Here is a 25,016-nt window from a genome sequence, read left to right on the forward strand (position 1 = left end):
TATGCAGCGGATTGCAAATCCGTGGACCTCGGTTCGACTCCGGGAGGCGCCTCCACTATTCAAAGTTGAAAGGCCAGCAGAAATGCTGGCCTTTTTGCTATCTGAAATTCTAAACCCTCATGCTATGTTCAAACTTCCACGTATGCTCTCTAATCAGTAGCACCACTAGGAACAAGCTATATCAGATCACTTTTGTGCCGGTCTTTTCCTTATGTAAACCTATCATTTGCTAAACAACCAACAGCATCTGTTAACCAATTGCGCCGTTTGTGAGTGGAATGAGTGGGGAATGGAAAAGGGCGACTGTCTTTTGCGTCATTAAATTCTTCATATTTATACATAGTTGCTCATGATCCTGTAACGCTTTCATGAGTTATTACACTTATTATGACCGCAAATGAAAGTGATTGTCATTTACTTGTGTTACTGCTAACCTATTGTGAAACTTTACAACATCTTATTTACTGCACGAAAGTGTATATAAAACCCCGCTAAACCTTATTAAACCTACGGTTATTCGTTTGCTTCGTATGATAAATCAGCAGATCTACCTCTTTTGTCCTACCCCTTTAGGGTAGTTCGATTTCGTAATTGATTTACATCATATTTTCATTTTCTTTCATAATTCATTATTCGCTCAGTTAAGAAATATATAACCTTCAGGAATTCTTATGAGCAAGATGAAGCTAGTCGTAATCGGTAACGGGATGGTCGGCCATCGCTATATCGAAGATTTAGTCGAGAAGACAGACGTTGCTAACATGGACATCACAGTCTTCTGTGAAGAGCCTCGCGTAGCCTATGATCGTGTACACCTTTCTTCTTACTTTTCACACCATACTGCGGACGAACTTTCTTTAGTTAAAGAAGGCTTCTACGAGAAACACGGCATCAACATGCTGATCGGTGAGCGTGCTATTAACGTTAACCGTGAAAAGAAAACAGTTTACTCAAGTACTGGTCGTGAAATTCAATACGACAAGCTAATCCTTGCTACAGGTTCATACCCATTCGTTCCGCCAATCAAAGGTAACGAAGGTAAAGACTGTTTCGTTTACCGCACAATCGAAGACTTGAAAGCTATCGAAGCAACCGCTAAGAATTCTAAATCTGGTGTGGTTGTTGGTGGTGGTTTGCTTGGTCTTGAAGCTGCAGGCGCACTAAAAGCTCTTGGTGTAACCACGCACGTTGTTGAGTTTGCTCCAAAGCTAATGGCTGAGCAGCTTGACCAAGCGGGTGGTAACCAACTTCGTCAAAAAATCGAACGTATGGGCGTTAACGTACATACAAGTAAGAACACGCTTGAGATTGCTCCTGAAGGCACTGAAGCTCGTAACGTAATGCGCTTTGCAGACGGTACAGAGCTAGAAACTGATTTCATCGTATTCTCTGCTGGTATTCGCCCACAAGACAAACTTGCTCGTCAAATGGGGCTGGGTATTGCACCACGTGGCGGTATCGAGATTAATGATCACTGTCAAACGACAGACAAAGACATCTACGCAATCGGTGAGTGTGCGTCTTGGAACCAAACGTTCTACGGCCTAGTGGCTCCTGGTTACAAAATGGCAACGGTAGCGGTTGACCACGTTGTTGGTAACGAAAGCACATTTGAAGGTGCTGACATGTCTGCGAAGCTTAAGCTTTTGGGCGTGAAAGTAGGCTCTATCGGCGATGCGAACGGTCGTACTCCTGGCTGTAAGAGCTACGTTTACCAAAACGAAGAACAAGAAGTTTACAAGCGTCTAATCGTTTCTGAAGACAACAAGAAGCTGCTTGGTGCAGTAATGGTTGGTGACACGTCTGACTACGGTGATCTTCTACAGCTTATGCTGAACGAAATCGACCTACCAGAACACCCAGATGCATTGATTCTTCCTGCTCATGCTGGTGCTGAAAAGCCAACACTTGGCGCGGATTCTCTTCCTGAGTCTGCTGTTATCTGTTCTTGTTTCGATGTGACTAAAGGCAAGATCGCTCAAGCGGTTGCTGAAGGTCACCACACAATCGGTGATATCAAAGCAGTAACAGGCGCAGGTACTGGTTGTGGTGGTTGTATTCCACTAGTGACTTCAGTACTAAACGCTGAACTTGCTAAAGCTGGTGTTGAAGTGAAGAACGACGTGTGTGAGCACTTTGCATACTCTCGCCAAGAGCTTTTCCACCTAATTCGCATCGAAGAAATCAAAACGTTCGATGAGCTATTAGAGAAATACGGTAAAGGCTACGGCTGTGAAGTATGTAAGCCTCTAGCAGGTTCTATCCTTGCTTCTTGCTGGGGTGAACACATCCTTAAGCCTGAATTAGTGAAGCTGCACGATACCAACGACAACTTCCTAGGTAACATGCAAAAAGACGGTACTTACTCTGTAATCCCCCGTATGGCGGGTGGTGAAGTAACACCTCAAGCACTAAGCGTTCTTGCTGATGTTGCTGCTGAATACAACTTGTACACCAAGATCACAGGTGCACAACGTATCGGCCTATTTGGTGCTCAGAAAGATGACTTACCAGCAATCTGGAAGAAGTTAATCGCTGCAGGTTACGAAACGGGTCAAGCTTACGCAAAAGCACTTCGTATGGCGAAAACATGTGTAGGTTCTACTTGGTGTCGCTACGGCGTTCAAGATTCAGTTGGCCTAGGCGTGATGATCGAGAACCGTTACAAAGGCATCCGTACTCCTCATAAGATGAAGTTTGGTGTGTCTGGCTGTACTCGTGAGTGTGCTGAAGCTCAAGGTAAAGATTTAGGTATTATTGCGACTGACGCAGGTTGGAACATGTATGTATGTGGTAACGGTGGTATGAAGCCTCGCCACGCAGACTTACTGGCAAGCGACCTAGACCAAGAAACGCTAATCAAGTACATCGACCGTTTCATGATGTTCTACATCCGCACGGCTGCGCCATTACAACGTACTTCGGTATGGATGGACAACCTAGAAGGTGGTGTTGATTACCTACGTGAAGTGATTGTAGACAACAAGCTTGGTATCAATGACCAACTTGAAACTGACATTGCTGGCCTAGTTGATAACTTCGCTTGTGAATGGACAGATACAATCAACGACGAAGCTCAACTTAAGCGCTTTGCACACTTCATCAATGCTGATGACCGCGATGATAACGTTGTGTTTGTTGAAGATGGTCGTGAACAACACCGTCCTGCGACATTCACTGAGAAACACCCTGAAGCCATTACTTCAAAGCATCAGGGCGACATCATTCACGTAGAATCTGTTTAATTGGGAGACGACATCATGGCATTTACCAAAGTTTGTAAGATCGAAGACATTATCCCAGGTACAGGTGTTTGTGCGTTGGTTAGTGGTGAGCAAGTGGCTATCTTCCGCCCAACTGAGGCTGAAGAAGTATTCGCGATTAGCAACACAGACCCATACTTCCAATCTAACGTGCTATCACGTGGTTTGATTGTTGAGCACAAAGAAGAGCTTTGGGTAGCAAGCCCACTTAAGAAGCAACGCTTTAACCTAGCAACAGGTGTGTGCATGGAAGACGAGAACTTCAACGTGAAAGCGTACAAAGCTCGTGTTGCCAAAGGCGCTGTAGAAATCTCTGCTTAATCTTCGGATGAGTAAGATTTGATAGTTCAAGGGTTCTAGTTCTCGATATTGCCTTAACTCGGCAACTAGAGCCTTTTCCTATCCAATTTTAACTTTTAATTTAAACTTTTTAAGGACAACCTTATGTCTCCTGATTACAAACCAGCTGAATTCGTTCAAACGATGATTGATGTGGGTGAAGCGAAAACGAAAACAAGTACTCGCGATCTTCTGATTCGAAGCACTATGGCTGGTATCATCCTTTCTCTAGCGGTTGTTGTTGCTATTACAGCAATGGTTCAAACCGGTATTGGCCTTGTTGGCGCACTTGTGTTCCCAGTTGGCTTCGTCATTCTAAGTGTAATGGGTTATGACCTAGTAACTGGCGTATTCGGCCTTGCACCTTTAGCGAAATTCGACAACCGCCCAGGTATTACTTGGGGTCGTATCCTACGTTGTTGGGGTATTGTTGGTCTTGGTAACCTTATCGGTTCTTTGATTGTTGCTTTCCTTGTTGCAGTATCACTAACGGGTAACTTCTCTTTAGAACCAAACGCTGTTGCTCAAAAGTTCATTGCTGTTTCTACAGGTCGTAGCCTAGGTTTTGAAAACATGGGTATGGACGGATGGATCACGTGTTTCGTACGCGGTATCTTCTGTAACCTTATGGTATGTCTAGGTGTGATTGGCAACATGACTGCACGCACAGTATCTGGCCGTGTAGCAATGATGTGGTTCCCAATCTTCATCTTCTTCGCACTCGTATTTGAGCACACAGTAGTAAACATGTTCCTATTCCCACTGGGTATGATTCTTGGCGCTGACTTCGGTATTGCGACATGGTTGAACTTCAACCTTATCCCAACAATCCTAGGTAACATCGTTGGTGGTCTATTAATGACGTGTGTTCCTCTATACCTAACTCATGCTAAAACAGCTCCTTCTCTAGGCGCTAAGTAATTAGATAGTTCTAGGTTAATGAGCAACTAATAATGTGTGTTAAGCCCCAAGCTGTTGATTTGGGGCTTTTTTGATCTTAACACTCTCTACTTTGATAACCGTGCACCTAAGGCGAGCAATGTGTGCTTGATGATGGTGCAAATGTCAGGGTTTTCCAACGTAATAGATTGTTTTGTTATATAAACTTCTATCTTGATTAGAATTAATCGTAAAGTTTTATGGCAACAACTGATAGTCTAAGAAGTAGGGATATTGGTGATTCATACAACGATGAATCGTCATACAGAATTAAGCTTGAAATATAACAAGCTAACTTTCGGAGCAAAGCATGTCAGAAGTATCGCCATCGAATGTTAAAACAGGAAACACAGGATTTGTTTCATTAGTAGGTGCAGGTCCGGGCGACCCAGACTTACTTACGTTAAAAGCGGCACGAGTGATTCAACAAGCAGACGTGTTGGTTTATGACCGTTTGGTATCAAAAGATATTTTGGCGATGGCTAATCCAGAAGCGGAAATGTTGTATGTGGGCAAAAAGCTTGATCATCACTGTGTACCGCAAGATCAGATCAACCAACTATTAGTGACCAAAGCGCAAGAGAACAAGCACGTAGTACGCCTAAAAGGTGGTGACTCGTTTATCTTTGGCCGTGGTGGTGAAGAGTGTGAAACGCTAGCTGAGAATGACGTGAGATTTGAAGTGATTCCGGGCATCACAGCTGCTGCCGGAGCAACGGCTTATGCGGGCATTCCGTTGACGCACCGTGATCATGCACAAAGCGTGCAGTTTATTACAGGTCACTTGAAGAAAGATGGCGAAGATATTGACTGGCAATCTCTTGCTCAGCACAACCATACCATCGTGTTTTACATGGGCTTGAAAGAGAGTCCGAACATTCAGAAGAATCTACTCGATAATGGTATGCGAGCTGACATGCCAGTTGCGATCATCGAAAACGGTACACGCCAAGAACAAAAGGTGTTTAGAGGTGGGTTACGTGATTTAGCTGACCTTGCGAGCGTCGCAAAGAGCCCAGCGCTGATTGTTGTAGGCAGCGTGGCTCAGCTCCATGAAAAACTTGCTTGGTTTAACAAACAAGCTTGATCGTTTGACCTTCTAATTGGATCTCTAAGCCACTACTGAGTCCATCAAGAATCAAATACTGCAGCGGCTGCCTTGTCGCTGCATTTCTTGTTGGCGCATCGGCATTTCGTCAATGATATTGGTGATCTGTTTCCAATCTGTTTTGCCACTCCATCGGTGCTTCTCTTTCCCGTCTTTACCAATCAAAACAGCGGTATGTGATCCTTTCGGGATCTCGTAAATACTGGTGACTGCTTCTAAGTTAAACTCTTCTTCTAACCAAGTTGGGACTGTGTAACCACTCTCAGCAATAACCATAATGACGACATCTCGTTCGTCCAATTGACAGTTATTGAGCAACACTTCATTCAGAAACTCTTTAACGATTGAATCTTCCTTTGGAGCGAAATAAATCACACTGCGGTGTGGCAAAGGCTTTGAGTGAGAATAAGCGGGGTAGGCGAGTACTGAATTGATGGTTAAGCTCATGATTATTACCGTGCTGATGGTCAGTAGTTTAAGCAAACTAAACCAGCTACCAGAGTTTGATGGTTGATTTAAAGTTTGCATCGCTTTGGTTGTGTCGATGCTTACGATCGAATTGTGTGTTTGTCGGTGCAGCATTGCCAACCTCCCTTTAAAAACTCTAAGCCTGAGTACGATTTGAACGCTACGTAAAGAAGAAGGTGAAGATCAGAACCACCTAAGAAACGCTCAAAACAAATCCACTTACAATAAGCATAGTTAGGATTACGTAAAGACACTTAGCTTTACGCTAAAGATATTAGATTTACGTTAACGATAGCTGGCAGGTTCATTTTTATTGAGTAAAGCGACTCGCATTTTACAATTTAATAGAATAGGGTATACGGAAAATCTAAAGGTATGAATTTATGGAAAACATAGCAATTTTGGTCGACGTTCAGAACGTTTACTACACGACGCGCGACAAATACCGTTCTAACTTCGACTATAACCAGTTTTGGTATGTTGCCACGGAAGGGCGTAACGTTATTGCAGCTAATGCTTACGCAATCTCAAGCCAAGATCCAAAGCAGCGTCAATTTCATCATATCCTTCGTGGTGTGGGCTTTAATGTGAAGTTAAAGCCGTTTATTCAGCGTCGAGATGGCAGTGCAAAAGGCGATTGGGATGTGGGTATTGCGTTAGACGCGATAGAACTTGCTGAGACGGTTGATACGATTGTTTTGGTATCAGGAGACGGTGATTTCGAAATCCTTGTAGAGCGAATCAAAGAGCGCTTTGGCAAGCCTGTTGAAGTGTATGGTGTTCCCGGGTTAACTGCTCAAAATCTTATCGATTCTGCATCAAAATTTGTACCGATTGAAAAAGATTTTCTTCTATAGAGGAAATCGGGCACTTTATAATTGAAATCAATAATAACGATAATTAGAATGCAAACAGTTCTTATTTATCGGTATGTGTAATGTCTCGCGTTTTAGTTGTTGATGATGATATTCAGTTGTGTGAATTACTGGGTGAAGTGTTAGAAAATGAGGGGTATCACGTTGATACTGTTCATTGCGGTGAATCCGCGCTTGAGTTTATTCAATCTCACCCTGTCGATTTGGTTCTACTCGATGTAATGCTTCCGAACCTAAGCGGCATTCAAGTAGCAAGACGTATTTGTCAGCGTTTTGCTACTCCCATTCTTATGCTAACCGCGCTTAACGACGATGCCTCAATGCTCGATGGCTACCAAGCAGGCGCCGACCAGTACATCGCTAAACCTTTCAATGTTCCTGAACTCTTAACCCGTATTAAGGTGATCTTGCGCCGAGTGGGCTTTGAGCGTCAGAGACAATCTTTAGCTTCCTCTAATCACGGCTTGTGTGAACAACTCTCTCGTTTGCCATTAACTGGCACTGAAAAAGACTTGCTTGATTATTTGGTCAAAAATGACGGTATTGTCGTCTCAAAATCTGATCTGCAAATCCATGTACTCAAGAAAGAATTGTGTCCCTTCGATCGTAATTTAGATATGCATATCAGCAATATACGTAGAAAGCTCGTTCAGGCAGGTTTGTCTAAACAACATATAAAAACCGTTCGTGGTAAAGGTTACAGTTACCTAGAGTCGGTCGGAGCATGAGTAAAAAACTGCTGCGTTGCCCTGATTTTATTGCTAAGCGTAAAGACGGACTCACTTTCCAACTGTTCAGTTACCTGACCGTCATTTTGGTGAGTATTTTGATCCTGCAAGGTGTCGCTGAAAGAGCCTTGATGAAAGCGCTGCTTAAAGTCCCAGAATCGGTAAAAGCGGAAATGCTCGACCTTGCTTACCAAGCGAATGTGTTGATCGAAGAAGGGGACATGGATGAACTCGCGGACTGGGGTAATGCTCAGCAGTATTATCTGTTCGTCATTGATAAAGACAATCGTCCGATCACACATCGTCACATGCACCCACATTTTGAATTTAAGCTCAAATACTTAAGAACGTTAGATCACCAACTTAGTGATCGTGTGAGTAAGCCGATCTTCGGCCTACCACTGGATAACGGTAAAACACTGGTTATCCAACTACCGCACCAGTTTCATCCCGCAAAATCTTTTGCGCCATATTCCTATATGCTTAAAGCATTGATTGCATTGGTCGTATTGTCTCTGTTCTCGATTATCATGGCCAAAAGCCTTCAGCAACCGTTGGATAGATTGAGAGAAGCGAGCCGCAGACTGGCTCAAGGTGACTTCACGGTCAGTGTGGTGTCGGAGTTGAACTCCACCACGCGTGAATTCAACGAGCTTGCACACGATTTTGATTATATGACCTTTGAGATTAAATCTCTGGCTGAAAAGCAACGTTGTTTGATTCGTGATGTCTCACACGAGTTAAGAACACCATTAGCAAGGCAAAACCTCGCACTACACCTGCTGCGCAGCAAGGTTGATGATAAAAGCATTGGTTTGCTAGAACGAATGGAAAATGAAACAGAAGAGATGAATAAGCTGGTGGGTGAGATACTTGAATTTAGCCGCTTAGAAACCTCTCGCTATGACTCCAAGTTAAGTTTAATGCACCTTGAGCACTATTGTTCAATGTTGATCGCGCAGATGCAAAACGATTTAAAACCGAATCAAACTTTGATTGGTTCCCTAGAGACGCCGATATCAATGGTGAACGTTGATGAGAGGCTACTGCTTCGAGTCATTGGTAACTTGGTCGGGAATGCCATTAAATACGCGGGTGAGAACGCTCATGTGGTCGTGACGACATACGAACAGGTAATGGATAGGCGTTACAGTGTAATATCTGTAGAAGATGACGGTGACGGTATTCCTGATAACAAGATTGCAGGTATATTCGACCCGTTTACTCGTATTGAATCAGCAAGAGACAAACGGTCTGGTGGCTACGGTCTGGGCCTTGCGATTGTTAAAGAAGCGATGGGTGTGATGAATGGACATGTAACTGCGGAGAATAGAGAAAGTGGGGGACTCAGAGTGAATCTTATGTTCCCAATTAGTGAGTCCGCTAATTAATCTTACCGCTCTGGTTATATTCCTCGGATGGTACTTCTTTAAATCCATAAAAAACGCCACAGCAAATGCTGTGGCGTTTTTTGTGTTTATAGCTAAAGCGTAGCCATTAATTACGCTTTAGCTTGAAGCAAGGCTGTTAGATTACGCTTCTTGGCGTGATAGCTTAACTTCTTCTTCTTTCTCACCTGCTGCTGGGTCGTTGAAGCGAGACTCGTCTAGAGCGCCTTCAGACTTAGCAACGATGATAGATACGGCACTATCACCTGTGATGTTTACAGCGGTACGAATCATATCAAGAAGGCGGTCAACACCCATGATTAGAGCAATACCTTCAAGCGGCAGGCCAACTTGGTTCAATACCATCGCTAGCATAACAAGACCAACACCAGGGACACCTGCAGTACCAACAGACGCCAGTGTCGCCGTTAGGATAACCATTAGGTAATCACCCATTGAAAGGTCGATGTTGTACGCTTGCGCGATAAACGCCGTCGCAACACCTTGCATGATTGCAGTGCCGTCCATGTTCACAGTTGCACCTAGTGGTACTGTGAAAGAAGCGACTTTGTTGTCTACGCCCATACGGTTCTTAGCCGTTTCCATAGTTACTGGAATTGTTGCGTTCGAAGATGCTGTTGAGAATGCAAACATGATTGCATCTTCCATCTTACGTAGGAACGTAATCGGACTAAGACCTGTGAATCCTTTAAGCATCGCACTGTAAGTCACCAAGCCATGCAACAGCAGGGTACCAGCAAGCACTAAGAAGTATTCTGCTAGGTTCCAAATTGCACCTAAGCCAAGGCCAGAGAACAGTTTCGCCATCAAGAAGAATACGCCGTAAGGAGCAAGGTTCATTAGTAGCGCAACTAGCTTCATGATCACTTCGTTTAGATCAGAGAAAACTGCAGCGATACGTTCACCGGGTTTGCCCGCTGCACTGATTGCGATACCAAACAACACTGCAAATACGATAACTTGTAACGTTTTGCCCTCAGCCATCGCCTGAATAGGGTTGGTTGGGAACATGTCGATGATTACTTGGCCCAGAGAAGGGGCATCCGCTGATTTGAAAGAGCTCGCAGCAGTAAGATCCGCACCAGCTCCAGGTTGGAACAGGTTACCGATAGTTAATGCTAGAGTGATGGCAACGGCAGTAGTACCGATATAAAGTGCAAGCGTTTTGCCACCCATACGGCCAAGAGTTGATAAGTCTTTAAGAGAACTTGTACCGCACACTAGTGAAACGAAGACTAGAGGCACAACAAGCATTTTTAAACTGGCGACAAAGATTTGTCCGCCCACTTCAAAGAGTCCGTTAACGATGTAGTTGTTAACAAATCCGTTGTCTGCAAAAAGGGATTGAATGGCGAATCCCGTTAATATACCTACGACCATACCGAGGATTACTCGACCAGTCAGAGACATAGGTTTCTTGGTATTCATTTAGAACACTCCTTATTATTTATAACTTTGATACCTTTTCAAAGTGAGCAGGAGATTAGCAGTCGGATAATCAATTCGAAAAACAAAAAATGAGTTTGGAATTATAGATGTGATCAAAATCACTGATAATTGTGTAAATTAAACAATTAAAAACAAAATAATTCACTATTAATTTACATCTATCGAGGGTTTTATACATAAATTTGTCGTTTCAAAGGTAGTAAATAAGAAGAGATGATTTTCTTATCAATCTTCACGTCTTCAATTGACCAAACAAATACCGTTGTTTCAAAAAATTCGGTGAAGATAACCAGTCGATTTACGTCCATGAGCCTTAACTATTTGTATTGAATGGTTTTGTTGAACTCCTCAAATATGACTCACCGACAGGCCTTTACAAATGCAAAGAATGTAAATTTAATGCAAATGGTAATAGTTATCACTTATATTCACTCCCGAAATAATTCAGTGGTACCGGCAACGGTTCAGCGAACACATCGAATAAATAACAAAGTGTTCGTCTAAAAGAATAAAAGCGGAGTAAAGGACATGTTTTCAAAGAGCCCATTGGCTTTAGTGATCGGCGCAGTATTAGCTTCACCAGCAGTATTGGCAGAAACAGTAAAAACAGACGAGCATATGGTTGTTGAAGGTCGTGACTACGGTTATAAAGCCGACACGAACACAACAGCAATGCGCATGGAGGCGACTCAATTAGAGACTCCGGGACAAGTTTTAGTAATCGATGAGCAAATCATCGATGAACAGCGTGCAACAACGCTTGGTGACGTGCTTAAGAATGACGCGAGTGTAAGTGCTGGCGGTACAAGCCGTAACCGTGAACGTTTCTCTCTACGTGGTTTCTCGGTAGAAAGCTCTTCGGGCTTCCTTAAAAATGGCCAGCAACATTGGTCTCACTACCGTCAACCAATCGAACTGCTAGAGCGTGTTGAAGTACTAAAAGGACCTTCTGGTCTTCTTTACGGTATTTCTGCACCAGGTGGTTTGATCAACATGGTAAGCAAAAAGCCAACTTACGATACGCAAGTAAGTGTTAGCCAAGATATTGGTTCTAATGACCATTCTCGTACAACGGTAGACGTAAGTGGCGCTTTGAACGACTCTGAAACTCTACGTGGTCGCGCGATTCTATCTAAAGAAAGCTACGGCTCTTGGAGAACTTATGGTGACGGAACTGAACCACAAACAGAACGTTTTGTTGGTGGTGTATTCGTTGATTACGATGTAACTGAAGACGTGACAGTTTCTGTTCATTACGACAAAACTAACGACGAAGGTAGCGTAGATTCTGGCGCTTTATACACGCTAGACGGCAACCGAGTAGGTAGCGACAAGCACATCTGGGATGCACAGTGGTCACAGATCGAGAATGATGTTGAGAACGTTGGTTTTGATATTGCTGCTAACCTGACTGATACATGGTCATTAAAAACAGGTTTCAACTACCAAGATTTCGAACGTATTGATATGGAAAGCTACCCAAGCTTTTCAAATATGAATCCTGATGGTACGGGCACCGTGACTCAAGGCGGTAACTACCGTCATGATAAATGGCGTTTCAGAACGGCTTACGTTGATCTAACAACAACCGCTGATCTTGCGGGCACAGAGCACCAACTATTATTCGGTGCTAACTGGTTAGGCTACAGCTATTACCGTGGTATGGATCGCTTCAGCAGCGCTGAATACGCACCAGATGCAACAGTACCAGCGCCGTCAGTGGGTCCAACATCGCTAGGTAAGATGAGTACTTACGATACTTGGGGCTTCTACATCCAAGATTTGATTACTATTAATGATGAATGGCAAGTTCTTGCGGGTGCTCGTTTCGACCGTAAAGTAAGTGATGGCGTAGCAGAAGAAAATGTAGCGCCTAAGCTTGGCCTGATTTACCACCCAGCATCAAACGGTAGTATCTACGCTTCTTACTCTGAAAGTTTCGAACCACAAAGTGTTGTGTCTAGCGGAAGCCGCAACTACACTAACGATGGCGAACTTCTTGACGCAGCAACGGGCGTGTCTTACGAAGTCGGTACTAAGTGGGAACTGATGGACGAACGTCTATTCGTTTCTGGTGCGGTATTCGATATTACCCAAGAAAACATTTCAATGGATGTAGAAGACACTTCATCAGGCGATTGGACGAAGACACAAGGTGGCGAACAAGTTCACCGTGGTGCTGAGCTAGCCGCACAAGGCTTTATTTCAGAGCGCTTCTCAATGTCTGGTTCTGCAATGTACTTAGATGCTGAAATCACGAACCATGAAACATATGAAGGTAACCGTCCAGTAGACGTACCTGAGTTTGCAGCAAGCGTTTGGTCTACCTATGCAGCAACAAACGAAGTTGATGTGAACCTGGGTCTTATCTACGAAGGTTCTCGTTACGGCGATAGCGCGAACACATTCAAGAAAGACGGCTACGCACGTGTAGATATGGGTGCTGCATACACGCTTAAGTACGACGATTCTCTTGATTTCGTAGCGCGTCTAACAGTCGAGAACGTATTTGATAAAGAATACCTAGCGGGTGGCGGTTCAACATCTTCAAACCACCAATTTGCTGAAGACGTAGTAATCGGCGAAGGCCGTAACTACATGGCGACTTTACAGGTAAAATACTAATTTGTTAGTAGGGTACTATTGTTAGCCTAAATACTAAGGGGAAAGTTTCGGCTTTCCCCTTTCGTGATTCTGCTATTCAGTAAAAATATCCCTAGTAATGCGAGTGACTTTTAATGATAATGAGAGTGCTTATCAATAATAGTATTTATCAATAAAATGTATTTGACCTTCTTCTATAGTAAATGACTACAATTATGAATCTTTTAAAAACTAGCCTAGCGCTTGCCATCAGTTTGGTTGCAACGTCTTCTATGGCAAATAGCTTGGATCAAGCTCAATCAATTCAAAACAAGACCAATAACGCGTCGGCTTCGAGTCAAAAGGTTATTGATAAAAGCTCACAAGCGACTTTAATGCTGCAAGCTGAGATTGAGCGTCTGCAAGAAGAAGTTAAAAACCTAGAAATCTATCACGATCACCTTGCTGCATTAGTTGAGAGCCAAAACCAAGAAGCTCAAAGCATTGAAGAGCAGATCGAAGAAATCAAATACACACGCCAAGGTGTTGTGCCATTGATGTATCAAATGATCGATGGTCTTGAACAGTTGGTAGAGAAAGACGTGCCGATTAAGAAAGAACAGCGTCTAGAAAGAGTAGAAAAGCTACAAGCAATGATGACTCGTGCTGACGTAAGTGACGCTGAGAAATACCGCCGTATCCTAGAGGCATACCAAATCGAGATGGACTACGGCATTAAGTTGGGTGTTTACCAAGGTCGTGTCGCATTGGCGAGTGATAAAACAATCGAGGCAGATGTTCTGCACTTAGGTCGTATCTCTTTAGTTGCTCGTAACCTAAATGGCAGCCAATACTGGGCTTGGAATCAAACAGAAGCTCAATGGCAAGAACTTGATTCTTCTATGAAGTCTGAGCTAGATAAAGCGTACGATATTGCTGGCCAACAAGCTGCCCCAAGCTTGATTACTTTACCTGTTTCTTTAATTGTTGCGGAGGTTAAGTAATGAACTTAAAATCATTAGCAGCATTGCTTTGCATTACATCACTTTCATTTTCTGCTTTCTCAGCTTCAGACTCAACGGCTCAGCTCGTTAACAAAGCAAAATCAGAAAACCGTACTCAAGCTTCTCACAACGTTGTTCGTGAAGCTGACTTCAAAAAGACTGAACAAGAGCTTAAAGCGATCAAAGCAGAGCTTGAAGCGAAACGTACATCGGTTCAAAACGCAACAGACGTTCTTACTCAAACCTTCAGCGATAACGAAAACAAACTTGCTCGTTTAGAAGAACAACTCCGTTTAGAAACGGGTAGTCTTGGTGAGTTGTTCGGTGTCGTTCGTCAAAACGCGAAAGAACTAGGCGCAGAGCTTAGCTCAACAGTAAACAGCGTTGATCGCGCTGAGCACACAGCAACCGTTGAGCAAATTATCGATGCTAAATCCCTGCCATCAATGCCACAGCTTTCTGGTTTGTGGATGAGCATGGTTGAGCAGATTCAAGCGAGTTCTGAGCTTAGCAAATCTCAAATTGCATTCATTAATGGTGAAGGCAATACAAATAAGGTTGACGCTTACCGACTAGGTTCGATTGGTCTTGTGACAGACCAAGGCTATGTTAGCTGGAACACTCAGCGTGAAGATGCGATCGCTTACCTTAAGCAACCATCAAATGGCCCAACGTTGGCATCGCTTTCTTCACTTGTGGATGGTGAAGTATCTAATGTAGTCGTCGATCCCTCACGCGGATTCATGCTAGAACAATTGGCTTTGGAACCAAGTCTAACTGATCGCCTTCAAGCGGGTGGTGTGGTTGGTAAAGTGATTCTTGGCCTACTAGCTATTGGTCTAATCATCGCATTAGTTCGTGGTGTCTCTCTTGCTATCGCACGCCAGAAAATTCGCGCGCAACTTAAGAACCCTGAGCAAGCGGGTGATAACCCACTAGGTCGTGTTCTTGCGATGTACAACAAGGAACAAAACCAAACGGTTGAAGCGTTAGAGTTGCGACTTTTAGAAGCGGTAGTTGATGAGCAGACTCACCTAGAGAAAGGTCTATCGATGCTTAAGCTATTGGCGGCACTAGCACCAATGTTGGGCCTTTTAGGTACAGTAACCGGCATGATCGAAACATTCCAAGTGATCACTCAGTTTGGTAATGGCGACCCTAAAGTTATGGCGGGTGGTATCTCGATGGCGCTTGTAACTACGGTACTTGGTCTGGTTGCGGCAATGCCTCTTCTACTGGCACACAACATTCTTAGCACTCAAGCAGAAAACATTCGCAATATTCTTGAGAAGCAAGGTATTGGTCTTGTTGCTGAGCAGGCTGAAAAGACCGTTGAATCAAACGCTGTTGTTTCACCAGTTGGGACTGCTGCGTAATGGATATTTTGTCGGGTTCTCTATTACCAGCGAGTTGGTTAACGAGTGACTGGCTGCTGTCTTTATCAAGCTTTATGGAGCAGGGCGGTTTCGTCCTGTGGTGGCTAGCGGCTGTCGTCCTAGTGTATTGGGTGCTTGTGGTAGAACGTGTGCTTTATCTTGCGTTCTACTTTCCTAAGCAACGCCAAGCTTGGATAGCGAAATGGCATGAAAGAGAAGATCACTCTTCTTGGCATGCCAAAGCCATTCGTGAAGGTTGGTTAGGGCAAGCGAGTATCTTGCTTAACCAAAACTTGAATTTTATTAAGCTGTTAGTCGCTATTTGCCCGATGTTGGGCTTGCTAGGCACTGTAACCGGTATGATCTCTGTTTTTGATGTTATGGCGACACAAGGCAGCAGTGACCCTAAATTGATGGCTTCAGGTATCTCGTTAGCAACACTGCCAACCATGGCAGGCATGGTTGCAGCGTTAGCGGGCATGTTCGTTCACGCTCGCTTAGCGAAAGTATGTAACCGCTTAGAATTGAAATTAGAAAAATCTTTAAGGAGTCAACGATGAGACTCGGTCGACGTCATTCTAAAAACGAAGAGGCTCAAATAGACCTTACTTCGATGCTTGATATTGTCTTTATCATGCTTATTTTCTTTATTGTGACCAGTTCATTTGTTCGTGAGTCAGGGGTGGAAGTCAATCGCCCACAAGCTTCTAACGTAGTAAGCCAAAAGGATGCAGGCATCTTTGTTGCGATTACTTCTGCAAACGACATTTTCATCGACAAGCGTGTCGTAGATGTTGAACGTGTCCAAGCGACGTTAGAGCACTTGTTGCTAGAACAACCTGATGCTTCTTTGGTTATTCAAGCGGATGAACACGCTTACAACGGTACTGTTGTTAAAGTGATGGATGCCGCGAAAGGTGCAGGTGTTAAAAACATTGCGCTTGCTGCTGATAAGCGATGATCTTGGAGGATCTTCATAAATGATTCGCCTATTTCTTGCTTTACCGCTAGCGGGCGCGTTGGGCTTAGCGCTGTTTTCTTTCATGGCTTGGATGGTCGATAATGGCCACCAACGTTCACCAGACGATAGCGAGACGTTAAGTTTCAACATGGTAATGGTGGAACAAGAACAAGAAGTTCAAAGAAGACAACGTGCAGTCCCTGAAAAACCAGAAATGCCAGAGCCGCCACCGGAAGCGCAAACGTCTCAGTCACAAGCTGAAGTTACGCCTCTGAATTCGATGTCTTCTTTGCCTTCATTGGATTTGCACACATCCATTGATGGCTTAGCGATTAACGCACCGACATTCTCTGATTTTGGGTCAAACCAACAAGCAATGCCTTTGTATCGAGTAGAGCCTCGTTATCCAGCGAAAGCGCTTAAGCGTGGAGCTGAAGGCCATGTGATTATGTCTTTTACTATCGATGAAACGGGACGTCCAATTGACATTCAAGTCACTGACGCAAACCCACGTCGTATGTTTGAACGTGAAGCGATGAGAGCACTTAAAAAATGGAAATATCAACCGAAAGTCGTCGATGGAAAAGCGATAGCTCAGGTTGGTCAAACCGTGAAACTAGAGTTTAAGTTGGCAAAATGATGAAACATATATGGATATTAGTGGGCTTGTTGTTAATGCCCCTTACAACACAGGCACAAGAGCTAACCCAATATACTGCTATTCGTGTTCAAAAGGCGCATAAGCTTGCTCAAGATGAACAGGTTAAACAGGCCATTGACGTACTAGCAGGTTTAGAGCTTTCTAAGGGCTACGACAAAGCGTACGTAGCTCGTATGCTAGGTGTTTTTTACTGGCAAGATGGCAAAACCGATAAGGCGATTAAGCAGCTTACATACGCCGTCGATACCAATTTGCTGGTGGATGAACAAGCTTGGATAACGAAGCGTATGCTTGCGGATCTGTTATTAAACGATCAACAGTTCAAAAACGCGCTTCCACATTACTACGAGTTAGTAAAAACAGCGCCAGAGGCAGAAAAGAAAGACGTGCTTTGGATGCGAATTGCACAAGCGGAATACCAAATCGAAAACTGGTCAAAAGTACTGGTTGCTATTGGTAATCGCGACAAGTTCAATGCGAAATCAGAACTGTCGCCTCTTTCGCTAAAATTGGGTGCACAACTACAGTTAAAGCAATGGAAGCAATCTATTCCAACACTGGAAAGCCTGATTGAACTTCAGCCAGAAAAAGACAACTGGTGGCGTCAACTTGTGGGTATTCAGTTAAGACTAGAGCGTAACCGCGATGCATTGAACACACTAGCGTTGGCTGATCTTCAAGGGGTAGAGCTGAAAAACTCAGACCGCCGATTACTGGCTCAGCTTTATGCTAAACGTGGTATTCCAGAGCGTGCAGCACAAGAGATCGCTAAGTTAGATGATGCGAACAGCGATGTTCAACTCCTGGCTGAGCAAGCAACCTACTGGCAGTTAGCGAAAGAGTGGGACAGTGCTATTGAAGTATGGACGTTAGCATCTAAAAAGGACACGCAATATCATTGGAATGTGGCTCAATTACTGGTTCAGCAAGGTTACTACGATCGTGCTCTGGTTGTTTTGGATAAAGTGAAAGACAAGAACAAGCAAGCTGATGTTGCTTTAGCGAAAGTACGTTCATGGTACAAGCTAAAGAATCTTGATAATGCTCTTGCTCAAGCGAAACGTGCGAACAACATTGAGCCTTCTTCTGAGGCAAAAGGTTGGATTAAATATCTGACTCAGCTAAGAACAGTGAGTGATAACGGCAACGTCTAACAGCTCATCGCAAACAGAAGACAAGAACAGCACATAAGAACCAACAAAAGCAAAAGGGTGTCATTTGATCGTTCAAATGACACCCTTTTTAATTCTAGCGACTTAAACTCACCTTGAGACTTTAGCTCATCTAGCGTTATTGTTCGATTGGCCTGGATTGATTAAGGCTCGCACATCGTGCCACTAAGCGTCGCACTTTGAATTGCGCCACTGGTGTTAGCGACCCAGTTAATGGTGCAGTCTCGATAAGGGTTCTTAAAGGCATGTAAAGTGTAACCATTATCTAGTGGTTTCTTCGTCTCAACCCAAGCATAGTTTCGAGATGCCCAAAAGCTGATAGGACGTGAGCGTTCGGTTAGATACTGCTCTTGTGCATCGGTTATGTCTGAACCGATGTATTCTTGGACGTGCTCTTCTGTACTGCTCATTTGGCTACTGCACGCTGTTACGAGCGCTGTAAAAGCCAAAACAATAATACGCATTTCAAAATCCCTTTAAGCCTAATTAGCTATCGTTAAATCGGTTATTCGTCTGTATTTAACAAACTGCATCAACCGAAGAGTCCGCCGTTTGTGTATGATCTTCAAAATGTTCCAAAGATCAAATAGCTCTGAAGGTTAATAGTCATGAAGCTTAAATAGCTCCAACTTTCATTCTTTAAAGCCACAACTGCTACCTTAAACCAACCTCAATCAAGCATGTTGATATTGAGATTTTTTTGAGGTTTGACCTTACTATCGATGACCTCAAATACAAGCTATCCATTCCCTTTAGTACAAGTTAGCAAGAATATGCATACAGTTCGATTACTTCCCATGTAATGTTATGTAAATTTCCTTACGCCGCTCGGCAAACGTAAACAATGTAAATTGAATGCCAATACGAATGATTATCAACTAAATTGTCGCCATAAAATTTATAGGTATTGGTTTGTATGTCGTTAAAAAGTAGGGCGGTTCAGTCATGGGCTCGTCGACTTCATGTTTATATTTCTATGGCGCTTCTGTTCGTGGTTCTTTTTTTCTCAGTAACCGGTATCACCCTGAACCGACCTGAGTTATTTGAATCAAGCCAACCCAATATCCAACGCTCTACGCTAACGCTTCCTACAAGTTTATTTACGGTTCAAGACGGACGTTTAAAAGCTGACGAGACAGCCTTTGAAACGTTTCTGTTCGAAGAAGCCAACCTCTCCGGCGTTCCTTCTGGTTTGGACATCTATGCAGAGATTGAAGATGGTGAGTTGCTCATCGGTGAGGTATCTATGGACTTCAAAGGACCCGGCTACAACGCTTCCGTTTTTGTTGACGTTACGTCTGAGTTTGTAGAAGTCGAAACCACTAATTACGGCGTTATCGCATTGTTGAACGATCTGCATAAAGGTCGTAACAGCGGTGAAGTATGGAAATGGTTTATCGATATCACTGCGCTATTGATGATCTTCTTTGTGCTTACTGGCGTGTGCTTACTGTTACCTAAGAAAAAGACGCTTAATACTTCCATCAAATGGACGGTGTTTGGGTCTGCAATCTCATTGGTTATCTATTTTGTCGCCGTGCCTTAACGCTTGATTCGATTGATGAATCGGATTGAAGAGCGAACTTAAGGTTAAACGGATTTAAAAGGTTGTTAAAAATGAAAAAAATGAACTGGAGCAAGGCGCTTCTTGCTTTATCTCTTTTGCCAAGCCTAGGTATGGCACAAGCGATTCCTGATACGGCAAAACTGGATGTCAGCTTTGAGCTTCCAAAGATTGATACCTCTATGTATGCACGTCCTTATGTGGCGGTGTGGGTAGAGAATAGCGAACGAAAGTCAGTGAAAACCATCGAGCTTTGGGTCGGTAAAGACGAATGGCTTAAGGATCTGCGCAGCTGGTGGAGAAAGGTTGGCCGTTACGATCGTGAACTGGTTGATGCTGTGACGTCTGCAACACGTCCTGCTGGCCAGTACCGTTTCGTGTGGGATGGTAAGAGCGACAGCGGTGAAACGTTAGAACAAGGCGAGTACACGGTTCATATCGAAGTGGTTCGTGAACACGGTGGCCGTAATTACCTTCGCCAAAAAGTATCACTCGCAGATTCAAACATATCTTACGAATTAAAAGCAACGGAAGAGACGGGTGAAATCACCCTGAACTACATCGCTAAATAGTAAGTGCGAACAGTAACTAGTAAGTACGGACTAAAACCAAGCTGAACAGAATAGACAGTGGTCATCGTAGGCTCAGATAGAGCGACACGGCTAACAATTATAAATACTGGAATTGAACATGATGAAACAGACAAAAATCAAAGCACTTGCTCTAGCGGGTGTGATGGCATTCGGCCTAGCAGCAACGACAACGGCACAAGCTCACCCACGTTGGATTTTGCCATCTCACTTTACTGTATCTAAAGAAGGTGGTGATTGGCTAACGTTCGATGTTACTGCGTCTCACGGTACGTTTGTTTTTGATAAGCCTGCTGGCAGCGAAAATGCTCATGTCATCATGCCAGATGGCCGCAGCGAGCGTCCTAACTTCGTTATTCGTGGCAAGCGTCGTTCAATCTTCGACTTCTATTTTGAAGAAGAAGGTACACACAAAGTGGCGATCAACAACCAGCCGTCTTACTACACGCAATACAAAGCGGGTCGCCGTGACACGGTGAAGTGGATTAAAGCAAACAAAGCTGAGCGTGACTCAGTTCTGCCTGAAAAATCACGTGACGTGGTAACGCAGATCAGCTTCACTCGTGCAGAAAGCTACATCACGGTAGGTAAGCCAACGGATTCAGTGTTCAAAATTGAAGGCAAGCTTCTAGAAATGAAGCCTGTGACACACCCTTCAGATATCGTTGAAGGCGAACCTGTGACATTCCAGTTCTTCTACAACGGTGATATCCAGAAAGACGTGAAAGCGGAGATTACTCGTGAAGGTACGCTTTACCGCAACCACCAAGAGCAGATTGATGTGGTGAGTGATGAGAACGGTGAAATCACGTTTACTCCAGACGTAGCAGGTCGTTACGTAATGAAAGCGAACTACAAAGGTGAGTTGATTGACAACCCACTGGCAGACAAAGCAAGCGCGAACGTTCACCTAACGTTCGAAGCGCTGCTTCAATAGTCTGTGATATCGGGGCTAGATCCCTGATTAAGAATCAAAAAAACTTAAGGGCTCATTTGAGCCCTTTATCGCTCAGTTTACTTCTGAGAATTTGCACTGTGGCTAGGGTACGAACCATGACAATAAAAACAAAACTTAACGCTTTAATGACTCCTTGCTTAGCATTGGGACTTGGTTTCGCTGCATTACCTGCGCAAGCACACTTTCCACTGATGAGCTGCTGGTTTGAAGGTAAGACTGTTGCTTGTGAAGCGGGTTATTCGGATGGCAGCAAAGCGATTGATTACGCAGTTGAGATGTACGATTACGAAGACAACTTGATTGCAAAAGAGATGACAGATAAACGTTCTATCGTTGAATTCCCACATCCTGACACTGAGTTCTACCTTGTGTTCGATTCAGGTCATGAGTTTCCAGTTGAAGTTGATGTTGTAGAGATCAGTGAAAAATGATGATTCAAAGCGTACGTGCTGATACGGGCGGCAGAGAGGGCAAATGGGTAGGACTGATCATTGTGTTCATCCTTTGCTTTGCAACTGTCGCAATCCCATTTCATCAGGCTGAATCCCACGTTAAAGCAGTGCTTGATCATCAAATTCTAGTGACTGATGTTGAACAAGAAAACTTGGCGATGCTATCAGAGCTGCGTTTAGCGCATGAAGAAATCCGTGACCTGCGCATGGACTCAGATGGTGAATGGCCGAGTGTTGCATCACTTAAAGATGAATGGGTTGCCCCGTTTATAGAAGATCAGAGTTGGAAGCGCAAAGGTTCTCATGCTTGGGTACTGGACGAGCGTGGTTATTACTTTTCTACTCCAAGTGAACAAGCTACGCCTACCGATCATGGTTTTGCGGATTCCTTTATTTTAAATGCGAACAGCGTTTCTCCTGAAATCTGGATCTTCTTGGGCGGTGTAGCGAAACAGCCCGCTACTTTTGACCAACACACGCTAGAGTCTACGGGTTGGAAAATGGTCGTGAACGAATCAGAAATTGAACAGCATCATGAAAGCGATGCTCACTAATAATAAGAGAATTACTATGCGAATTATGACTCTGTTCATGTCGTTATTAGCGGTGTTCATGGCACCCAATGCATTGGCAAAAGAATATAAGATCGACAGCAACAAGCTGACGATTGGTATCACGCTTCAACCTTACTACAGCTACGTAAAAGCAGTAGTAGGCGACAAAGTGAACATCCTTCCTTTGGTTGATGCCGGCTTTAATCCGCATAACTACTTGCCACAACCGAACGACTTGAAGAGATTGAGCCAGATGGACGCCATCGTGGTAAACGGTATTGGTCACGATGACTTCGCGCTTAAAGTGATTTCAGTCGCGCAACGTGATGACCTAGTCGTGATCGAAGCAAACAAAGAAGTGCCTCTACTTCCTGCTCTTGGTCAGTCTGTTGGTCAAGGTGCCGTTAACCCACATACCTTTGTTGGGCTTTCGACAACAATTCAAAAGGTTTACACCATCGCGAGTGAGGTCTCTAAGCTCGACCCTGACAACGCGGCTTTTTATCGTAAGAATGCACGTAAATACGCAAAGCAATTTCGCTTTATGAAGCGCGATGCGATGTTGTCATTAGGTGAGTTAGATACTTCAGGTATGAAGGTGGCGACCACGCACAATGCGTATGGCTACATCCTTCAAGAATTTGGTGTGGATGTTGCGGCGGTGATTGAGCCTGCACACGGTGTTGAACCAAGTGCGAGCCAGTTGCAAGAAACGATCGAAAAGATCCGCGCATCGGGCATTGACGTGTTGTTCTACGAGCTAAACATGCCAAACCGTTTTGTTGACACGATTGAAGCGGAAACGGGTGTTCAGCTTTACCGTTTCTCTCACATGACGCATGGCGAATATGAAGACGACAAAGTCGAAGTTGAGATGCAGAAGAATCTCGAGACATTAATCGAAGCAATGAAATTTGCGGCGGCGAACCAAGCTAAAAGCGGGAACGCATAATGTTAGGTCCATCGATTTCAATCAATCAACTCGGTCTGCAATATGACAACAACGTCATTCTTGACGATATCTCACTAGAACTTAAAGCGGGTGAGTGCCATGTAATCATGGGGCCAAACGGCGGTGGTAAAACCTCTCTGCTACGCTCTGTTCTTGGTTTGACGCCTTTCTCTGGGCAAATCAATATTCATTGGCCAGAAAAGCCAAGTATCGGTTATGTTCCACAAAAAGCGACCTTCGAATCGAGCTTGCCTTTGACGGTCATGGATTTCGTGTTGCTTAACCAAACTCGAATTCCGCTATTTTGGCGTCGTAAGTCTAAGCAATTGGATCTTGCACTCGCACAATTAGATCGCGTTGGTATGGCTACTCGTAGCGACCGCCGCATGGGACAGTTATCGGGTGGTGAGCAGCAACGCGTGCTGTTTGCCCAAGCGCTATTAGATAACCCAAGTCTACTGGTGTTGGATGAACCAACCACGGGTATGGATGAGCAGGGCGTTCGTTATCTTGAATCGCTGATTCGTGAATGTGTTGACGAGGGTCGCACGATCCTTGCGGTTCACCACGATGTAACCGCAGTACGTCGCCTTGAAGCCAATGTACATGTTGTGAATCGATTCTTGGTTGATAGTGGTCCACACGAACAGGTACTACATCCAAGTAAGATTGAAAGCTTATTCCAGCATTACAGCAGTGGTGCTGCGATGAACAAACCGAAGGAGGTTGCGTAATGGATTGGCTACGACAACTTGCCGTAAGTGGTGTTGAAGCGGGTTGGTTATCTGACAGCTTCATGTATGCGTTCATGGTCAATGCACTGGTTGCTGCATTGTTACTGGGCCCGTTACTAGGTGGCCTGGGTACTTTGGTGATTGCTAAGCGTTTGGCTTTCTTCTCTGAAGCGGTAGGCCACGCGGCATTAACCGGTATCGCTATAGGTGTGTTGCTTGGCGAGCCACCAGAAAACCCAATTATTGGTCTGTTTAGCTTCTGTATGATCTTCGCGCTGCTTCTTCACTTTGTAAGAAACAGAACCAATGTGCCATACGATACTTTAGTTGGCGTTTTCCTTGCTTTAGCACTGGCAGTGGGTGCGGCATTGCTGATGTACGTGGCGCGTAAGATCAACATCCACATGCTTGAGAACGTACTATTTGGTTCGATTTTGACGGTAACAGACCAAGACTTAGCGATTCTCGCAGGCAGCTGCGCGATCATTATTTTGCTCTTGATACCGACGTTCAACCGTATTCTTCTAACCTGTATCAGCCCTGATATTGCCAAGGTTCGTGGTTATAACACCAGTTTCTACGACTACTTGTTTGTCATGATGATCACCTTAGTGACGATTGCAGCGGTGAAGATCGTAGGTGCTGTTCTGGTTGGTGCATTATTGCTGATCCCAGGTGCGACAGCTCGCTTGTTAACTAAACGCATGGGCAGCTTTGTATTGCTGTCGGCATTACTGGCAACAGTCGCGTGTTTAGTTGGAACCGTCTTACCTATGGAATTGAAACTACCAGTACCTTCGGGCGCTTCGATCATCATCGTTTCAGCGACATTTTTCCTAGCGGCAACGCTATACCGGATTATAAGAAAGGCATAATC

At 44.2% G+C, this 25,016-nt stretch carries 25 protein-coding genes; 22 read left to right on the top strand and 3 right to left on the bottom strand.

What is annotated here, in order from left to right; translation table 11 throughout:
- Nucleotides 1-671 precede the first annotated feature (671 nt).
- From nirB to cobA, 4 genes are all read left to right on the top strand, one after another.
- Entirely contained in the window at nucleotides 672-3,245 is a 2,574-nt protein-coding gene (nirB, locus tag AB6D93_RS02755; RefSeq protein ID WP_017062560.1) for a nitrite reductase large subunit NirB, read from the top strand.
- 15 nt (nucleotides 3,246-3,260) lie between these two features.
- Entirely contained in the window at nucleotides 3,261-3,584 is a 324-nt protein-coding gene (gene nirD / locus AB6D93_RS02760) for a nitrite reductase small subunit NirD (RefSeq protein ID WP_017062559.1), read from the top strand.
- A 123-nt stretch (nucleotides 3,585-3,707) separates the two neighbouring features.
- Nucleotides 3,708-4,523, top strand: a complete 816-nt coding sequence (locus AB6D93_RS02765; protein WP_017062558.1) for a formate/nitrite transporter family protein — start codon at nucleotides 3,708-3,710, stop codon at nucleotides 4,521-4,523.
- Between the two features lie 328 nt (nucleotides 4,524-4,851).
- Nucleotides 4,852-5,628, top strand: a complete 777-nt coding sequence (gene cobA, locus AB6D93_RS02770; RefSeq protein ID WP_017066845.1) for a uroporphyrinogen-III C-methyltransferase — start codon at nucleotides 4,852-4,854, stop codon at nucleotides 5,626-5,628.
- A gap of 51 nt (nucleotides 5,629-5,679) precedes the next feature.
- Here cobA and AB6D93_RS02775 read toward each other — a convergent pair whose 3' ends face one another.
- The gene (locus tag AB6D93_RS02775) at nucleotides 5,680-6,177 is read right to left on the bottom strand and encodes a DUF4174 domain-containing protein (RefSeq protein ID WP_050546503.1); all 498 of its coding nucleotides are present in this window, start codon (nucleotides 6,175-6,177) and stop codon (nucleotides 5,680-5,682) included.
- Nucleotides 6,178-6,500: 323 nt separating this feature from the next.
- Here AB6D93_RS02775 and AB6D93_RS02780 point away from each other — a divergent pair, with 323 nt between their 5' ends.
- The 3 genes from AB6D93_RS02780 (at nucleotide 6,501) to AB6D93_RS02790 (ending at nucleotide 9,111) form a co-directional block, all read left to right on the top strand.
- The gene (locus AB6D93_RS02780) at nucleotides 6,501-6,974 is read left to right on the top strand and encodes an NYN domain-containing protein (RefSeq protein WP_010429860.1); all 474 of its coding nucleotides are present in this window, start codon (nucleotides 6,501-6,503) and stop codon (nucleotides 6,972-6,974) included.
- A gap of 80 nt (nucleotides 6,975-7,054) precedes the next feature.
- Nucleotides 7,055-7,720, top strand: coding sequence for a response regulator transcription factor (locus AB6D93_RS02785; RefSeq protein WP_017062555.1), 666 nt, complete (start codon nucleotides 7,055-7,057; stop codon nucleotides 7,718-7,720).
- The gene (locus AB6D93_RS02790) at nucleotides 7,717-9,111 is read left to right on the top strand and encodes a sensor histidine kinase (protein ID WP_102333602.1); all 1,395 of its coding nucleotides are present in this window, start codon (nucleotides 7,717-7,719) and stop codon (nucleotides 9,109-9,111) included. The genes AB6D93_RS02785 and AB6D93_RS02790 overlap by 4 nt, the downstream gene beginning before the upstream one ends.
- A 141-nt stretch (nucleotides 9,112-9,252) precedes the next feature.
- Here AB6D93_RS02790 and AB6D93_RS02795 read toward each other — a convergent pair whose 3' ends face one another.
- Nucleotides 9,253-10,557: a dicarboxylate/amino acid:cation symporter gene (locus tag AB6D93_RS02795; protein ID WP_102333603.1), complete on the bottom strand. Its 1,305-nt coding sequence runs from the start codon at nucleotides 10,555-10,557 to the stop codon at nucleotides 9,253-9,255.
- Nucleotides 10,558-11,106: 549 nt separating this feature from the next.
- On the opposite strand from AB6D93_RS02795, the gene AB6D93_RS02800 reads away from it, so the two are divergent.
- From AB6D93_RS02800 to AB6D93_RS02830, 7 genes are all read left to right on the top strand, one after another.
- Nucleotides 11,107-13,203: a TonB-dependent siderophore receptor gene (locus tag AB6D93_RS02800; protein WP_102333604.1), complete on the top strand. Its 2,097-nt coding sequence runs from the start codon at nucleotides 11,107-11,109 to the stop codon at nucleotides 13,201-13,203.
- A 194-nt stretch (nucleotides 13,204-13,397) separates the two neighbouring features.
- Nucleotides 13,398-14,165 carry a DUF3450 domain-containing protein gene (locus AB6D93_RS02805; protein ID WP_102333605.1) on the top strand — a complete coding sequence of 256 codons (768 nt, stop codon included), beginning with the start codon at nucleotides 13,398-13,400 and terminating at the stop codon, nucleotides 14,163-14,165.
- On the top strand, nucleotides 14,165-15,541 hold the full coding sequence (locus tag AB6D93_RS02810) for a MotA/TolQ/ExbB proton channel family protein (protein WP_102333606.1): 1,377 nt from the start codon (nucleotides 14,165-14,167) through the stop codon (nucleotides 15,539-15,541). The genes AB6D93_RS02805 and AB6D93_RS02810 overlap by 1 nt, the downstream gene beginning before the upstream one ends.
- Nucleotides 15,541-16,101: a MotA/TolQ/ExbB proton channel family protein gene (locus tag AB6D93_RS02815; protein WP_010429842.1), complete on the top strand. Its 561-nt coding sequence runs from the start codon at nucleotides 15,541-15,543 to the stop codon at nucleotides 16,099-16,101. The genes AB6D93_RS02810 and AB6D93_RS02815 overlap by 1 nt, the downstream gene beginning before the upstream one ends.
- Nucleotides 16,098-16,502, top strand: a complete 405-nt coding sequence (locus AB6D93_RS02820) for a biopolymer transporter ExbD (protein WP_004739212.1) — start codon at nucleotides 16,098-16,100, stop codon at nucleotides 16,500-16,502. Before AB6D93_RS02815 ends, AB6D93_RS02820 begins: the two co-directional genes overlap by 4 nt.
- Nucleotides 16,503-16,521: 19 nt before the next feature.
- On the top strand, nucleotides 16,522-17,142 hold the full coding sequence (locus tag AB6D93_RS02825; RefSeq protein ID WP_102333607.1) for an energy transducer TonB: 621 nt from the start codon (nucleotides 16,522-16,524) through the stop codon (nucleotides 17,140-17,142).
- Nucleotides 17,139-18,317: a lipopolysaccharide assembly protein LapB gene (locus tag AB6D93_RS02830; protein ID WP_032547615.1), complete on the top strand. Its 1,179-nt coding sequence runs from the start codon at nucleotides 17,139-17,141 to the stop codon at nucleotides 18,315-18,317. Before AB6D93_RS02825 ends, AB6D93_RS02830 begins: the two co-directional genes overlap by 4 nt.
- Nucleotides 18,318-18,478: 161 nt before the next feature.
- Here AB6D93_RS02830 and AB6D93_RS02835 read toward each other — a convergent pair whose 3' ends face one another.
- Nucleotides 18,479-18,799, bottom strand: coding sequence for a hypothetical protein (locus tag AB6D93_RS02835; protein WP_017064552.1), 321 nt, complete (start codon nucleotides 18,797-18,799; stop codon nucleotides 18,479-18,481).
- Nucleotides 18,800-19,251: 452 nt separating this feature from the next.
- Between AB6D93_RS02835 and AB6D93_RS02840 the strand changes: the two genes are divergently transcribed.
- The 8 genes from AB6D93_RS02840 (at nucleotide 19,252) to AB6D93_RS02875 (ending at nucleotide 25,014) form a co-directional block, all read left to right on the top strand.
- Nucleotides 19,252-19,881 (top strand): PepSY-associated TM helix domain-containing protein, encoded by a 630-nt coding sequence (locus tag AB6D93_RS02840; RefSeq protein WP_017062546.1) that lies wholly within the window; start codon nucleotides 19,252-19,254, stop codon nucleotides 19,879-19,881.
- A gap of 71 nt (nucleotides 19,882-19,952) precedes the next feature.
- The gene (locus AB6D93_RS02845) at nucleotides 19,953-20,471 is read left to right on the top strand and encodes a DUF2271 domain-containing protein (protein ID WP_017062545.1); all 519 of its coding nucleotides are present in this window, start codon (nucleotides 19,953-19,955) and stop codon (nucleotides 20,469-20,471) included.
- 118 nt (nucleotides 20,472-20,589) lie between these two features.
- Nucleotides 20,590-21,426: a DUF4198 domain-containing protein gene (locus AB6D93_RS02850; RefSeq protein ID WP_102333608.1), complete on the top strand. Its 837-nt coding sequence runs from the start codon at nucleotides 20,590-20,592 to the stop codon at nucleotides 21,424-21,426.
- A gap of 116 nt (nucleotides 21,427-21,542) precedes the next feature.
- Nucleotides 21,543-21,878 (top strand): hypothetical protein, encoded by a 336-nt coding sequence (locus tag AB6D93_RS02855; RefSeq protein WP_017062543.1) that lies wholly within the window; start codon nucleotides 21,543-21,545, stop codon nucleotides 21,876-21,878.
- On the top strand, nucleotides 21,875-22,453 hold the full coding sequence (locus AB6D93_RS02860) for a DUF6162 family protein (protein WP_029235608.1): 579 nt from the start codon (nucleotides 21,875-21,877) through the stop codon (nucleotides 22,451-22,453). Before AB6D93_RS02855 ends, AB6D93_RS02860 begins: the two co-directional genes overlap by 4 nt.
- Nucleotides 22,454-22,469: 16 nt before the next feature.
- Nucleotides 22,470-23,405 carry a metal ABC transporter solute-binding protein, Zn/Mn family gene (locus tag AB6D93_RS02865; protein WP_102333609.1) on the top strand — a complete coding sequence of 312 codons (936 nt, stop codon included), beginning with the start codon at nucleotides 22,470-22,472 and terminating at the stop codon, nucleotides 23,403-23,405.
- Nucleotides 23,405-24,139, top strand: coding sequence for a metal ABC transporter ATP-binding protein (locus AB6D93_RS02870; RefSeq protein ID WP_017067855.1), 735 nt, complete (start codon nucleotides 23,405-23,407; stop codon nucleotides 24,137-24,139). The genes AB6D93_RS02865 and AB6D93_RS02870 overlap by 1 nt, the downstream gene beginning before the upstream one ends.
- Nucleotides 24,139-25,014 carry a metal ABC transporter permease gene (locus tag AB6D93_RS02875; protein WP_050622353.1) on the top strand — a complete coding sequence of 292 codons (876 nt, stop codon included), beginning with the start codon at nucleotides 24,139-24,141 and terminating at the stop codon, nucleotides 25,012-25,014. Before AB6D93_RS02870 ends, AB6D93_RS02875 begins: the two co-directional genes overlap by 1 nt.
- Nucleotides 25,015-25,016: the final 2 nt, after the last annotated feature.

The sequence above is a fragment of the Vibrio sp. 10N.247.310.23 genome (genome assembly GCF_041467155.1).
In the GTDB taxonomy this organism is placed as follows: Bacteria; Pseudomonadota; Gammaproteobacteria; order Enterobacterales; family Vibrionaceae; genus Vibrio; species Vibrio crassostreae_C.

Coding starts and splice junctions, on each gene's coding strand:
- AB6D93_RS02795 (WP_102333603.1), bottom strand. CDS start 10,557: ATGAATACCAAGAAACCTATGTCTCTGACTGGTCGAGTAATCCTCGGT.
- AB6D93_RS02790 (WP_102333602.1), top strand. CDS start 7,717: ATGAGTAAAAAACTGCTGCGTTGCCCTGATTTTATTGCTAAGCGTAAA.
- AB6D93_RS02775 (WP_050546503.1), bottom strand. CDS start 6,177: ATGCAAACTTTAAATCAACCATCAAACTCTGGTAGCTGGTTTAGTTTG.
- AB6D93_RS02835 (WP_017064552.1), bottom strand. CDS start 18,799: ATGCGTATTATTGTTTTGGCTTTTACAGCGCTCGTAACAGCGTGCAGT.
- cobA (WP_017066845.1), top strand. CDS start 4,852: ATGTCAGAAGTATCGCCATCGAATGTTAAAACAGGAAACACAGGATTT.
- AB6D93_RS02865 (WP_102333609.1), top strand. CDS start 22,470: ATGCGAATTATGACTCTGTTCATGTCGTTATTAGCGGTGTTCATGGCA.
- AB6D93_RS02850 (WP_102333608.1), top strand. CDS start 20,590: ATGATGAAACAGACAAAAATCAAAGCACTTGCTCTAGCGGGTGTGATG.
- AB6D93_RS02860 (WP_029235608.1), top strand. CDS start 21,875: ATGATGATTCAAAGCGTACGTGCTGATACGGGCGGCAGAGAGGGCAAA.
- AB6D93_RS02855 (WP_017062543.1), top strand. CDS start 21,543: ATGACAATAAAAACAAAACTTAACGCTTTAATGACTCCTTGCTTAGCA.
- AB6D93_RS02810 (WP_102333606.1), top strand. CDS start 14,165: ATGAACTTAAAATCATTAGCAGCATTGCTTTGCATTACATCACTTTCA.
- AB6D93_RS02825 (WP_102333607.1), top strand. CDS start 16,522: ATGATTCGCCTATTTCTTGCTTTACCGCTAGCGGGCGCGTTGGGCTTA.
- AB6D93_RS02800 (WP_102333604.1), top strand. CDS start 11,107: ATGTTTTCAAAGAGCCCATTGGCTTTAGTGATCGGCGCAGTATTAGCT.
- AB6D93_RS02830 (WP_032547615.1), top strand. CDS start 17,139: ATGATGAAACATATATGGATATTAGTGGGCTTGTTGTTAATGCCCCTT.
- AB6D93_RS02785 (WP_017062555.1), top strand. CDS start 7,055: ATGTCTCGCGTTTTAGTTGTTGATGATGATATTCAGTTGTGTGAATTA.
- nirD (WP_017062559.1), top strand. CDS start 3,261: ATGGCATTTACCAAAGTTTGTAAGATCGAAGACATTATCCCAGGTACA.
- AB6D93_RS02815 (WP_010429842.1), top strand. CDS start 15,541: ATGGATATTTTGTCGGGTTCTCTATTACCAGCGAGTTGGTTAACGAGT.
- AB6D93_RS02780 (WP_010429860.1), top strand. CDS start 6,501: ATGGAAAACATAGCAATTTTGGTCGACGTTCAGAACGTTTACTACACG.
- AB6D93_RS02805 (WP_102333605.1), top strand. CDS start 13,398: ATGAATCTTTTAAAAACTAGCCTAGCGCTTGCCATCAGTTTGGTTGCA.
- AB6D93_RS02820 (WP_004739212.1), top strand. CDS start 16,098: ATGAGACTCGGTCGACGTCATTCTAAAAACGAAGAGGCTCAAATAGAC.
- AB6D93_RS02875 (WP_050622353.1), top strand. CDS start 24,139: ATGGATTGGCTACGACAACTTGCCGTAAGTGGTGTTGAAGCGGGTTGG.
- AB6D93_RS02845 (WP_017062545.1), top strand. CDS start 19,953: ATGAAAAAAATGAACTGGAGCAAGGCGCTTCTTGCTTTATCTCTTTTG.
- AB6D93_RS02765 (WP_017062558.1), top strand. CDS start 3,708: ATGTCTCCTGATTACAAACCAGCTGAATTCGTTCAAACGATGATTGAT.
- nirB (WP_017062560.1), top strand. CDS start 672: ATGAGCAAGATGAAGCTAGTCGTAATCGGTAACGGGATGGTCGGCCAT.
- AB6D93_RS02840 (WP_017062546.1), top strand. CDS start 19,252: ATGTCGTTAAAAAGTAGGGCGGTTCAGTCATGGGCTCGTCGACTTCAT.
- AB6D93_RS02870 (WP_017067855.1), top strand. CDS start 23,405: ATGTTAGGTCCATCGATTTCAATCAATCAACTCGGTCTGCAATATGAC.